Origin of the sequence: Vibrio sp. 10N.286.49.C3, from assembly GCF_041469545.1 — a bacterium.
Taxonomy (GTDB): Bacteria; Pseudomonadota; Gammaproteobacteria; order Enterobacterales; family Vibrionaceae; genus Vibrio; species Vibrio tasmaniensis_A.
Window position 1 is genome coordinate 14,335 of record NZ_JBFRKT010000022.1, and the last position, 13,052, is coordinate 27,386.

The 13,052-nt window shown below is 43.5% G+C and carries 11 protein-coding genes; 10 read left to right on the plus strand and 1 reads right to left on the minus strand.

What is annotated here, in order from left to right:
- Nucleotides 1-46 precede the first annotated feature (46 nt).
- The 10 genes from pal to AB4180_RS10160 all read left to right on the plus strand — a co-directional run bounded on the left by pal (nt 47) and on the right by AB4180_RS10160 (nt 12,253).
- On the plus strand, nt 47-589 hold the full coding sequence (gene pal / locus AB4180_RS10115; protein ID WP_009846381.1) for a peptidoglycan-associated lipoprotein Pal: 543 nt from the start codon (nt 47-49) through the stop codon (nt 587-589).
- Nucleotides 590-622: 33 nt separating this feature from the next.
- Nucleotides 623-1,405 (plus strand): tol-pal system protein YbgF, encoded by a 783-nt coding sequence (ybgF, locus tag AB4180_RS10120; protein WP_009846383.1) that lies wholly within the window; start codon nt 623-625, stop codon nt 1,403-1,405.
- Between the two features lie 209 nt (nt 1,406-1,614).
- Nucleotides 1,615-2,676, plus strand: a complete 1,062-nt coding sequence (gene nadA / locus AB4180_RS10125) for a quinolinate synthase NadA (RefSeq protein WP_009846384.1) — start codon at nt 1,615-1,617, stop codon at nt 2,674-2,676.
- A gap of 905 nt (nt 2,677-3,581) precedes the next feature.
- Entirely contained in the window at nt 3,582-5,642 is a 2,061-nt protein-coding gene (locus tag AB4180_RS10130; protein WP_102250072.1) for a TonB-dependent receptor, read from the plus strand.
- 168 nt (nt 5,643-5,810) lie between these two features.
- Nucleotides 5,811-6,626: a siderophore-interacting protein gene (locus tag AB4180_RS10135; protein ID WP_102250071.1), complete on the plus strand. Its 816-nt coding sequence runs from the start codon at nt 5,811-5,813 to the stop codon at nt 6,624-6,626.
- 117 nt (nt 6,627-6,743) lie between these two features.
- The gene (fepB, locus tag AB4180_RS10140) at nt 6,744-7,727 is read left to right on the plus strand and encodes a Fe2+-enterobactin ABC transporter substrate-binding protein (RefSeq protein ID WP_102250070.1); all 984 of its coding nucleotides are present in this window, start codon (nt 6,744-6,746) and stop codon (nt 7,725-7,727) included.
- 39 nt (nt 7,728-7,766) lie between these two features.
- Complete coding sequence (locus AB4180_RS10145) at nt 7,767-8,807, plus strand: iron ABC transporter permease (RefSeq protein ID WP_102250069.1); 1,041 nt, start codon at nt 7,767-7,769, stop codon at nt 8,805-8,807.
- Entirely contained in the window at nt 8,804-9,865 is a 1,062-nt protein-coding gene (locus tag AB4180_RS10150) for an iron chelate uptake ABC transporter family permease subunit (protein ID WP_102250068.1), read from the plus strand. Before AB4180_RS10145 ends, AB4180_RS10150 begins: the two co-directional genes overlap by 4 nt.
- Before the next feature lie 354 nt (nt 9,866-10,219).
- Nucleotides 10,220-11,032, plus strand: a complete 813-nt coding sequence (locus tag AB4180_RS10155; protein WP_065678736.1) for an ABC transporter ATP-binding protein — start codon at nt 10,220-10,222, stop codon at nt 11,030-11,032.
- A 189-nt stretch (nt 11,033-11,221) separates the two neighbouring features.
- Nucleotides 11,222-12,253 (plus strand): potassium channel family protein, encoded by a 1,032-nt coding sequence (locus AB4180_RS10160; RefSeq protein WP_009846405.1) that lies wholly within the window; start codon nt 11,222-11,224, stop codon nt 12,251-12,253.
- Nucleotides 12,254-12,370: 117 nt separating this feature from the next.
- Here AB4180_RS10160 and AB4180_RS10165 read toward each other — a convergent pair whose 3' ends face one another.
- Nucleotides 12,371-12,940, minus strand: a complete 570-nt coding sequence (locus AB4180_RS10165) for a UPF0149 family protein (RefSeq protein ID WP_009846406.1) — start codon at nt 12,938-12,940, stop codon at nt 12,371-12,373.
- Nucleotides 12,941-13,052: the final 112 nt, after the last annotated feature.

A 13,052-nucleotide genomic window follows, 5' to 3' on the forward strand; every position in this document is an offset into this window, starting at 1 on the left:
ACTTAGTCGCTGTAGAAACTAAGTTTGATAACGTAAGGAAAAAAAGATGCAACTTAACAAAGTTCTTAAAGGCTTGATGATTGCACTACCAGTGATGGCAGTAACGGCATGTAGCTCAACTGATGAAGCAACTTCTGCAACATCTGGCACAGAAAGCAACCAAACAACTTCAGGTTCAGAAGGCAACGTAGATACAACTGTTGTAACGCCAATTGACGCTAACGGTCAACTGTCTGAGCAAGAGCTTAAAGAGCAAGCGCTACGCGAAACTCAAACAATCTACTTCGCATTCGATAACTCTACTATCGCTGGCGACTACGAAGAAATGCTTGCAGCTCACGCAGCATACCTAGTTAAGAACGTTGATATGAACGTTACTGTTGAAGGTCATGCTGATGAGCGCGGTACTCCTGAGTACAACATCGCACTTGGTGAGCGTCGTGCACAAGCTGTAGCGAAATACCTACAAGCTCTAGGTGTTCAAGCAGACCAAATCTCTATCGTAAGCTACGGTGAAGAGAAGCCACTTCTTCTAGGTCAATCTGAAGACGTGTACGCTAAAAACCGTCGTGCAGTACTAGTTTACTAATTTCAGTAGGCTATATAATTGAGGAATTGCCTCATGTTCAGTAACACAAAGCGAGTCATTTTGCTTTCGTTACTGGCAAGTGCAGCGAACACCACGTTCGCTGCACCAGCTCCAGTATCCGATCTCAATAGCACCGCAACAAATTCATCATCTTCCTCTCGATCAGCATCTAACGAATCAGATATTGAGCGTTTAGAGCGCTTGCTTCAAAATCGTAATCTCGTTCAGCTTCAAATGCAGCAACAAATCGACGATATGTCACTGGAGATCAGTGAACTTCGTGGTGAGTTGGAGCGAAACAGCTACGATATGAAACAAATGCTCGAGCGTCAGCGTGAACTGTTCATTGAACTGGATCGTGTGAGAGGCGAGGTGAAAGCAGCAGGAACAGCAACGGTAGCAGTAGCAGCGAGCGAAGGCTCTAAGGATGCTTCTGGTACGTTCAGTACTGATGTTGATGAGCAAACCGCTTATCAAAATGCTGTAGATATGATTCTAAAGCAACGAGACTACACGGGTGCGATTGCAGCATTCCAAAAGTTTCAAAAAGACTTCCCAGACTCGACCTTCACGCCTAACACCCATTATTGGTTAGGTCAGCTTTATTTCGCTAAAAAGCAAGATAAGGAAGCTGTGAAGAGCTTTGCCGCTGTTGTGTCATACAAAGACTCCAACAAGCGCTCTGATGCTCTGGTTAAGCTTGGTGACATAGCTACGCGTAACAACAACGCGACGCAAGCTAAGAAATATTACCAGCAAGTTGTAACCGAGTATCCAAACAGTGCTTCGGCTAAAGTGGCTAAAACCCATTTGTAAACAAAATAGGGGTGCTCAGGTACCTCTTTTTTATATCTGATCACTTTCTTTTTGTGTCTACTTCTCTTCTTTGTAATGCCAACGCATCGCTTTGTTTATGCGTTTTAAGCATTAGTTAGTCATCGCTTGAAACCAATCCTTTTTGATCCCAATCGCTGTCCTGTGTAGAATACTCTAATTCTCGGAAGAAGTTGCGTAGAGCAAGAGCAATGAGTCATATACTAGATAAAATCGATACAGTTTACCCGTTTCCGCCTAAGCCAGTTCCACTGAGCGACGCTCAGAAGCAGGCCCACATCGCAAACATCAAAACACTACTTCAAGAAAAAGATGCAGTTCTAATTGCACACTACTACACAGATCCTGAAATTCAGGCCCTGGCTGAAGCAACTGGTGGTTTTGTTGGCGATTCATTAGAAATGGCTAAGTTTGGTAACCGCCATTCTGCAAGCACTTTGATCATCGCTGGCGTTCGTTTTATGGGGGAGTCAGCAAAGATTCTTACACCTGAAAAACGCATTCTAATGCCAACACTAGAAGCTGAATGTTCTCTTGATCTTGGCTGTCCTGCAGACAAATTTACAGAATTTTGTGATGCTCACCCTGACCATACAGTGGTTGTATACGCGAATACCTCTGCGGCTGTTAAGGCTCGTGCAGACTGGGTAGTTACGTCGAGCATCGCTTTAGAAATCGTTGAAAGCCTAGACGCTGAAGGCAAACCCATTATTTGGGGCCCAGACCGTCACCTAGGTTCTTACATCGCAAATCAAACTGGCGCTGACATGCTGCTTTGGCAAGGTGAGTGTATTGTTCATGACGAGTTCTCAGCTGATGCTTTGAAGAAAATGAAATCAGTATACCCAGAAGCGGCTATTTTGGTTCACCCAGAATCACCAGCAAGCGTGGTTGAACTGGCTGACGCTGTTGGTTCAACAAGTCAACTGATCAAGAAAGCAAAAGAGCTGCCTCATCCACAGATGATTGTCGCGACAGACAAAGGTATCTTCTTCAAAATGCAGCAACTGGTTCCTGAAAAAGAGCTGATTGAAGCGCCGACAGCAGGTGCCGGTGCAACTTGTCGAAGCTGCGCGCATTGCCCTTGGATGGCAATGAACGGCCTTGAAGCGATTGAAAATGCGCTTGAGAATGGTGGCGAGCAACACGAGATCTTCGTTTCTGACGAACTGCGCGTGAAGTCCCTTATCCCATTGAACCGCATGCTAGATTTTGCTGAGCAGCTTAACGTGCAAGTGAAAGGCAACGCTTAATCTAATGACGTGAGGTTATAAATAATCCAATATTTATAACTATGCAGTCTTTATAATGTGGTGCATTTGTCATCATTAAAAAACCAGCCGCAGTGCTGGTTTTTTTGTATCTGAATATTAGCCTCTATCTAGTCTGACTAGTAGCTGCTGTTTGCATTAGATATGTACCAATCGTAGCAAATACCACTATTAGTAATAGCTATCAGTTAATAAGTCCTGATTTTTATGGACATGGTAAGTCTGAGACATAGTGCTCACGAGCCAGTATCAGCGAGATGGTCAGTCCGCACGAGCGCTTTAGCAGGAGAGCAATATTCGATTATTGGTGTCAGTGATAGCGGAATTGCAGGCTACCGCTTAACTATTCAAGAGATGAGTAGGATTACGTACTCAGCCTGCTAATCATTTGCTCAAGTACCTCTCTAAAGCTCTTAACTCTGTCTCAGATTAACTCTACATAAGCTTAATACTGTCTTATTTTTAATTTTTCTTCCCTTCTTCATGAATAGGGCGTCTCGTTAGGTGCTCGAACCATCAAAAATCAGAATTCTCAATTCAAGTTAATTAATGCTAGTGATAATTATTATCAATATTAAATGAGAATGCTTTACATTTAAATATGCAACCGATAAGGTACGGTTGAAAATTCGTCAGGTCATTGAAAGGGAAATCATTTTTCAATTTATTCGTTGAGTGACTTAGGGCTTGTTCAATGTGACGGTTTTCAGTCGGAATTTTGGCTCATGTATTAAAGCAGTGGTCAATAAGGAGCTAAGGAAGTACAGCTTATACTCATTTTGAGTTGTTGCGTTTTCAACACCTTTTGAATGTCTTCCCTAGTTTTCATTATAAATGCCGTTACATGAGCCCACCTAAAGTTAATGCTTAATCAAGGAGAATTTTAAATGACAGCATTACGCCCCGCGACAGTGAATGAGCTAGGAAATAGCAGATTCAAACTTCGCACCTTATCTGCAATCATCATGGGACTTAGTGTAAGTGGTCAAGCTTTTGCAGCGACAAACAATAATAATGAAACTACCACTAACGAAGACAAAACTACTTTTGAAGTTACCGTGTATGGCGAAAAAATAGAACGTTCGATTTATGATACAGGCTCAAGCGTGCATGTGTATGATGAAGATCGTATCGCGAGTACTCCAGGCGCATCTGAGGTCGACGATCTGCTGCAGTTAACACCAAACATTGTGGATTCAGGGCAGGGTAATAACCTACCATCGATTCGTGGTGTTGATGGTTCTGGACCTTCTATTGGCGGGTTGGCTGCTTTTGGTGGCTCCGTGCCAAGGTTGAACCTTTCAATTGATGGACGTTCACTCAGCTATTCTGAAGTTGCGTTTGGCCCTCGTTCTTTATGGGATATGCAGCAAGCGGAAATTTATCTTGGACCGCAAAGCTACGTTCAAGGCCGAAATGCATCTGCGGGTGCTATCGTTTTAAAATCTAATGATCCGACTTACGATTTTGAGAGCAAAGTAAAGGCTGCTATTGGTCAGCAAGACTATTCTCAAACCGCAGCGGTTATCTCGGCGCCAATACTAGAAGATCAACTGGCCTTCAGATTGAGTGTTGATCAACAAAAACGCAGTAGTTACGCAGACCTTACTGCTTATGAACCAGTCGGTGACCCTAATCGCATTGAAATGACGACAGCTCGTGGTAAATTTTTGCTAGAGCCAGCAGGCCTTCCTGGGTTCAAAACCACGTTAACGATTGCCCATATGGATACTGTGGGACCTCAATCTGAATCTCAACAAACAAAGATCAATAGAGCTGTTTACGAAACTCAGTCAACAAGCGGCATTTGGGATGTATCTTATGACATCTCAGATACGTTAGTGTTTGAAAATAATTTGATCTACACCGATCGCACTTACGACCGAATCACTGACCCTGCAGGCAGAAAGCAGGATTTCAAATCCAAAGGTAATGAGTTCCAAATAGAGCCTTTGGTTCGATTTGATTCCCTTAGCGAAGATCTCTCTGGTTTGTTTGGTTTACGCTACTTCAAATCTGAAGATGACGATGTATTTGAACAGACTGGGTCATCTATACCAATGGAAGGCAAAAGCCGTGCTATGTCGGCATTCGCTGAAGTGACGTACTTGGTGATGCCGAGCATCGAAGTTGTAGCGGCAGGGCGATTCGAACGCGAAAGCAAAAAACGCTATGTTGCCCCGGGTCGTTTTGGCTTAGATTATGATGAAACATCAAATGTATTCCTTCCCAAGCTTGAAGTTGCCTATAAGCCTGAATCAGACCAAACCGTGGGTATCCGAGCAGCTAAGGGCTTTAACTCTGGAGGTGGCGGCGTTGGCTTCAATAACAAAACGTGGGCATTTTCTTCATATACGTACGAAGACGAATACGTTTGGAACTATGAATTCTTCACTCGCCATAGTTTGCTAGATAATGAACTTGAGTTAACAACTAACGTCTTTTACAACGACTACGATAATTTCCAAGTTCTGGAGACCTCATCAAAAGGTGATGTGAAAGTTGATAATGTTGATGAAGCATATACCTACGGTGCAGAACTAGGAAGCCGTTGGTTAACGACATCAAACCTAGAACTATTGGCTTCACTTGGTTTGTTGAAAACAAGTTACAAAGATCATGCTAATAGCTCAAAAGAACTCGCTCGAGCTCCTTCTTTGACGGCAAGCTTCGGTGCTTTATACATGTTTGCTGAGAATTTCGAATTGAGTGGTAATGCGAATTACACTGGAGATTACTTCAGTGACGTTGAAAACTCAGCTAACCAGAGTATTGATGCTTACTGGGTTGCAAATGCACAAGTTGCCTATGTGTTTACTAACGGACGTATGTCTTTATTCGCTACAAACTTGTTTGATTCTGAAAAAGAAACATTCAATTTTGGCGGAGACGATCTTACGAAGCAAGCACCTCGCCAAATTGGTGGTTCAGTAGAATTGTACTTCTAATCGGTTAGATATAAGAAAACGCCTTGCTCAAAACAAGGCGTTTATTTTGAAATCATTAGCATGGAAAGTGGCGAAGACCCTATGAGTAAAACTCTGAACATTAGGAGAGGCTCCCACCAAAGTCATGCTTTCCCCTCAATACTGTAGATCTCTTTAAGAGGAAAATTGATGAGCGATCAACCAGTGCGTTTACATCCGATGTTGTTGGACTTTGTTCGTAAGGAGAAGATCTCAAAGCATCTACTGCGAGTAACTGTTACGGGCGACTCTTTAAAAGGGTTCCCTGAAGATCAAAATGGTACACACATAAAAGTGTTTTTCCCCAATAGAGCTAGTGGGATATTGCAGTTACCTTACCGAGAAGGTGAAACTGTGATTTGGCCTGAGCATAAACCCGTGCCCCGAGCCTATACCGTAAGAAAGTATCGAGCTGATGTGAATGAGCTTGATATCGATTTCGTGATCCACGGAACCGATTCTCCCGGCGGCGGGTGGGCAATTAAAGCAGAACAAGGTTTCCAAATTGGCCTTGTAGGTCCTGCTGGGCCTGACCCATTACTTGAACCCGCAGATTGGCATATTATTGCGGGAGACTTAACAGCAGTACCAGCCATTAGTGCGATTTTGGAGAGCCTTCCCTCTGACACTCAAGGCTATGTATTTATCGAGATAGAGGATGCCGCAGATAAGCATGATATTCAGCATCCGCAAGGTCTGGCTCTGAAGTGGCTAATTAGAGACGAAAATAGCGATCAATATCTATTGAGCAAAGCCATTTCCGGCTTAATTGCACCGAATGGACCTCACTCGCTTTCGGCTTTCATTGCGGGTGAAAATGAAAGCGTGATTGCGTGTCGTAAAGCGCTTAAACAAGAGTACAAGCTGTCTAAAAAAGATATGTATGCGATTCCTTACTGGAAACGAGGTAAGGATGAAGAAGCGTACCATGATGAACGTCATGAAGTTATGGATGAAGAGTACTAATCAGCCTTATTGAATTTATTCGATGGATGTTTCAGCCATGATTTTTCTGATTTAGTAATTACCACAGCGAGTCCATTTTAATAATTAAACGCAGACTAAATGAAGTGCAAGTAGTAAATGAGAATCAATGTAATTTTTAAAATCAATATTGTGTTTAAGTTCGTTGTTGTTTTTTTGATTTTAGCTTCGGCTTCTGTTTTCGCAGAAACCGAAATGACATCTCAAAATACTTATCCCAAGACTTTCGTTAATGCGGATGGCTCACAGACAGTGATCCCATCTAAACCGACTCGAATCCTTTCTACCTCGGTGACGATTAGCGGGACGCTACTGGCTATTGATGCTCCTTTAGCCGCAACAGCACTCACTTATGAAGGAAAGTTTTTTAGTCAATGGGCAGATATTGCTGAACAGAGAAGCGTGGAAAAGGCATGGCCTGCCGGCAGCGTTGATTTAGAGTCTGCCTATATCTATGAACCTGATTTGATTGTTGTAGCATGGCGCGGTGGTGATTCGGCGAGAGATCAAATAGCTGAATTTAAGCAAATAGCACCAACCATTATTTTGGATTACACCGCACAATCATGGCAAGACTTGGCTTTGAGGCTTGGACAGGCGACAGGGTTAGAAGAACAAGCCCAACAAAAAATTAGCCAGTTTGAGTTGTTCGTTAACCAGAGTAAAAACAAGCTACAGATACCAGAAGGCGAAACCAATATTGTGGCGTATTTTGGACCTGGAGCAACCAATGCTATCGCATTAGAGGACGGCGTTCATGCCGACTTGCTCATTGACCTCGGTTTCAAAATGGAAGTGCAAAATCGTCAATGGCATGACAACACCGTGCCTTTATCAGATTTTATGCGAGTCCACTTTGAACTGCTGACTCAACTTAAAGCTGATACAACATTTTTGCTAGAAGCGAGTGATGATAGCGCTAATCGATTTATGCACGACCCAATCCTGATCAACCTTCCGTCCGTCCGGAATAAACAAGTCTTTGGTTTAGGTGAAAATTCATTTCGTATCGATATGTATAGTGCTACTGAAATCGTTAACGACATTGTTCAGCTTTTTGAACGAGATACAAATGCAGGTTAATGGCTAATGCCGATGGGAAATGGGTAAAGGATGTCCGTGATGACAAGTATTGCTAGTCCTGCAGAAGCATTTGAACAGATAAGAAATGGACAACGACAACGATGGCTGATGGCGGGAGTCGTGTTGTTATTTTTTGCCTCGTGTTTTAGCCTTTTTATCGGCACGCATTACATATCGCCGGTAGTGACTTTGGATGCGATTTTTTCTTTTGATCCAACCAACAGTGATCATCTATTGGTTGTCCACCTTCGAATTCCACGCACCTTGTTAGCTTTAGTTGTTGGCGGTGCGCTTGGTGTTGCTGGCGTTATCATGCAAAGCTTAACTCGTAACCCATTAGCAGAACCTGGGATACTCGGTGTCAATGCGGGGGCGACAGTTGCCATAGTATCAGCGATAGCCTTTCTGGGCATCCATGATATGGCCTATGTGATGTGGTTTGGTTTACTTGGGGCGGCTGTTTCCGGAGCGGGTGTTTTTGCCCTTGCTGAGGTAAATAAAGGGGTTAACCCTGTAAGAGTTGTATTGGCGGGAACTGCTTTGTCGGTTGTGTTGCTTGCGCTGACTCATATGATCACAATAAACAGCAATGAAATGGTGTTTGAACAATATAGACATTGGGCTGTGGGGTCATTTCAAGGGCGAGGTTACGATGTCTTGATCCCCGCAGCCATGTTAATAGCCATTGGATTAGCAATCGCGTTTTCATTAAGTAAAGCCTTAGATACTGTCTCGTTAGGGGACGATATTGGTCACGCCTTAGGTGTTAACCCGATCAAAATATGGTGTTTTGCTTCTATTGCTATTGTGGTTTTAGCGGGGACCTCTACTGCGGCGGCTGGTCCTATCAGCTTTGTTGGTCTTACTGCCCCTCATATTGCAAGGATGGCGGCGGGGCCTGATCATAAATGGTTGATGCCTTTCTCTTTACTGATTGCATCCATTCTGGCAGTTGTCGCCGATGTACTAGGCCGGATCGTCGGGTATCCCAATGAGATCAGTGTAGGCATTATGATTGCTCTAATCGGCGGGCCATTCTTTGTATTCTTAGTGAAACGTTGGAAGATATCTCTCCTATGATGATTGAGCCTTACACTCTTCAAAATTCTGGCTCGGGAAGTGTTGTACGCTTCGGTCAGTTTTCTTTCTGTTATCAACCGTCTCATATACTTATCGCTTTGATTTTGTTGATATCAGTTTGCGCTATTGCAACTTATTCCATGACATTGGGTAAGTTTAATATCTCGTTGCCTCAAGTGGCCGATATCATTCTTGGGGTTGGAGAGGGGGGCGTAAAAGAGCGAATAATTCTTAACATAAGACTACCGAAGGTTCTTACTGCGGTCTTTGTTGGGGCTGCGTTAGGCATTTCTGGTGCGGTATTTCAATCGGTATCAAGAAATGCTCTTGGTTCTCCAGATGTCATTGGCTTTACAACGGGGGCTGCTACCGGGGCAATTGCTCAAATAGTTTTGTTTGAGCAAGGGGCTATCGAAGTGGCAATCGCGGCGATAGTCGGCGGAGTAATCACGGCTGTTATCGTTTACTTACTTGCGGTAAAAACAGGAGTGGTTGGAGGGTATCGCCTAATACTCACTGGTATTGGGATCGGGTCCATTTTGAGTGCGCTGAACAGCCTGATGTTAGTTAAGGGTAATTTAGACAATGCCATTTTGGCCAATCTATGGCTTGCAGGATCACTGCATGCTAGGACATGGACACATGTTTATCCTGTACTTATAGGGGTATGTCTCCTCCTCCCTTTTATGATGATGCTAAAGCGTGCGCTTGCCATGATAGAGATGGGGGATGACATCGCAACTCAGCTGGGTATCCGAGTAGAGCGAGTCCGTCTTTCTATGATTTTCTTTGCTGTGGTCTTAGCCGCATTCGCGACAGGAGCTGCTGGGCCTATTGCCTTTATTGCCCTTGCTGCTCCTCAATTAGTTGGTCGATTGAGAAAGTCGCGAGCATTATCCTTGTTCTCCTCAGCTCTTATGGGCGCGTTGTTGGTCTTAACCGCAGATGTTTTAATTCAATGGTTGCCTTTTCAAGCAAGCGTGCCGATAGGCAGGATGACGGGTATTGTAGGTGGCATATATTTAATTTGGCTATTGACTCGATCTCGCCAGTTTTAAGCATAGGTACTCATATGATTAATGAGAGCGATACTTCTTAAGTTTACCGATTATTTGTCAAGTATATGAGTGTTAGAGCAAGACTCGTTTTACCGAGTTAGATCAGTACTCAAAAATGACAAGTTGGTCCAATGGGTTATGGTGTACCCAACTGAACTTGAAATTGTGTAACGCTGCCTGTTTTAGCCCCGAAGAAACCAAGCGTAACCTTAAGCAGCAACAAGTCTATTCTTGATGCCACGCTTTCCCAAGTAACTGAATAGCTAGAGCTAATTAGTTAAGTAATTAGCGAAATAAGCAAATAGCTAAAAGTTACTTGGGGATATTGTTTAACATAAATTAAATCAGAAACTTATGAGCCTATCGACACCGGTTAAATCCAAAACCATCTCTCGACTAAATGGAAGTAACCTTAAACTTGCATACGAGAATCGCGTTATTTGTGAAAATCTCGAACTTCATATTCCTGAAGGTAAATTTACGGTCATTGTCGGACCCAACGGGTGCGGAAAGTCGACCTTATTGAGAAGCTTATGCCGTTTATTGAAACCTTCTAAAGGCCAAATTTGTCTAGATGGTCAGAATATCCAAAAAGTACCAGCTAAAGAGTTGGCGAGAGAGTTGGGGTTACTTCCCCAAAGTTCACAAGCTCCAGAAGGGATTCGAGTCGTTGATTTGGTAGCAAGAGGCCGTTATCCGCATCAAAAACTATTTAAGCAGTGGAGCTTAGATGATCAAGAGGCGGTCTTCCAAGCGCTGGAAGATACTGGTGTCACCGATTTGGCCGAGAGGCAGGTTGATGAACTATCAGGAGGTCAGAAACAACGAGTTTGGATTGCCATGGTATTAGCACAAAAGACACCGATAGTATTACTTGATGAGCCGACAACTTATTTAGACGTCGCACACCAGATCGATTTGTTGGAGTTGTTCCGCAGCCTCAATAGAGAGAAAAAACACACTATCGTCGCCGTGCTGCATGATTTGAATCAAGCCTGTCGTTATGCGGATCATCTGATTGCATTTGCTGGTGGAGAAATTGTCGCACAAGGGGAACCTAAGTCTTTAATTGACGCCAAACTCGTTAAGCAAGTATTTGGCTTAGATAGCGTTATTATTGATGATCCCGTAAGTCATACTCCATTGATTGTGCCTTTGGGGAAGTAACTCATATGACTTTTTGCTCAGTTTTGATTAACTCCAGAAATTGTTTGTAGATATTTCTAAGTCTTTTTGTACCTAAATGTGGACTATTGGCATTATTTTGGGCTCATGTGCCTTTTTCTTAAGATACATCTTGTTGATATCATTTATTTTTTCTAGCATGTAACTAAGAGAAATGGATTAGAGGCTCTAATGATAATCTGGTTACAACTCAAACGTTGGGTCAAAGCGAATATCTTTGTTTTGAATGGTAAAAACCTACTGTTTACTTTCCTCGGCTACGTGTTTTTATCGTGGTCGACATTGTATTTGGCGGGTGAAACGGACTTAACCAACTCGTTTACTACATTTGCATACTATTTAGTCGTGACGGCTTCTACGGTTGGTTATGGCGATTTGTCACCGACGACGGAAGCGGGGCGATGGATTGTTATTTTGTTTGTTATCCCTGGAGGGCTCAGCCTTTTCGCTGCTTTACTGGGTAAGGTGGCAACAGAAGGTGTTGAATATTGGCGAGCGGGCTTGTTAGGTAAAAGGAGAGTTAGAGTGGAAAACCACATTTTGATGTTGGGGTGGAATGAACAAAGAACCATTCATCTCATCCGTATGCTGCAACATGAAGAAACGGGCAAGCGACCAATCGTATTATGTACGCGTTCAGATATTGAAAATCCGTTACCCGGTGAGATCAATTTCGTTAAGGTAAACAGCTACACCGATGGCAAAGAGATGGAGAAAACGGGCATTGAGTCAGCCAGCTGTATTCTTATTGATAACCCCGAAGACGATATCACGCTGTCTGCGGCGCTTTATTGTGCGAACCGAAACCCTAAGGCTCATCTTCTGGTTTACTTTAAAGATGAGGCGTTGAGCGATTTACTGCATCAACATTGCCCAAACTCTGAATGTATTCCGGCAGTGGGTGCCGAAATGCTGGCTAAAGCTGCGGTTGATCCCGGTTCAAGTGCACTTCATCAAGAGCTTTTAAGCTCAACTAGAGGTATGACACAGTATTCGACGTATTACCCTAAAGATGCCGAACCTGTAACCGTCGCGCCTATTTTCTCTGTATTCAAAGAGAAGTATAAAGCAACGCTGATCGCGATTGATACGGGGAGTGGTATAGAGCTTAATCCGGAGTTAGACCAAGTTGTCAGCAGCGGCACTAAGTTGTTTTACATTGCCGATGAGCGAATTGATCATTTCGATTGGAAAGGCTTTTAGACGGCGATTTAGTCTCTCCTGAAGCGAAAGAAGGCCTCATTGTGAGGCCTTCTTACTATCGTTCGATATAGCGCAGCTTATTTCTCTTATATCTCTCGCTTTAGAGAGAATGGAAAATTATTGAGCTTCGGCTAATGCGATACCGCGTTGCGTTAACCCGCAAAGCATCACTGGCACAGCATTAAAGATCTCTTCAAATTGCTCAAGGCCTTCGATGCCTTGTTCTGCAAGCGTAGCAATGGAAGTTTCTGGATCGTAAAGCATGCTTAGTGAAAGCAACACGCCGCCGACCAATGCGTTGTCTTCGCTGTCTTCGGGCATCAGTGTTTCCCAATCATCACGGGCTATCTGCCAACCTTGAAGTAAGCCTTCACAAAAATCGCGAGCTGCTGTATTTACAACTTCTGCATCATCTAATTGACAAGCTTCAGGCCATACCCAAGTACCTTCGATCAGTTCTGGGCGGGTTTTGTTCCAAAGCGCGATGATAACTTCAATGTAGCTTTCCAGCTGTTCACCGTCGGTAAAAGGCGCGACTTCTTCGCCACCCCAAAGGAATGGTAGCCATTCATGAGGAGTTAACACATTTGGAGCTGCTGCCATTGCAGTGACAAAGCCCATGGTTTTGTGTTCTGTGATTAGCTTTCCTTCCAACTCTGGAAGCGCAAGAATGTCTTGTAAAGTCAAAGTGAGGTACCGTAAAAGGGAACATATTTGTGCTTATAGTACCAATGAACTTGCGCCAATCAAGCTTCATCTAAAAACGCTTGATGTCATTAGTGATAAACACTAGGTTAAA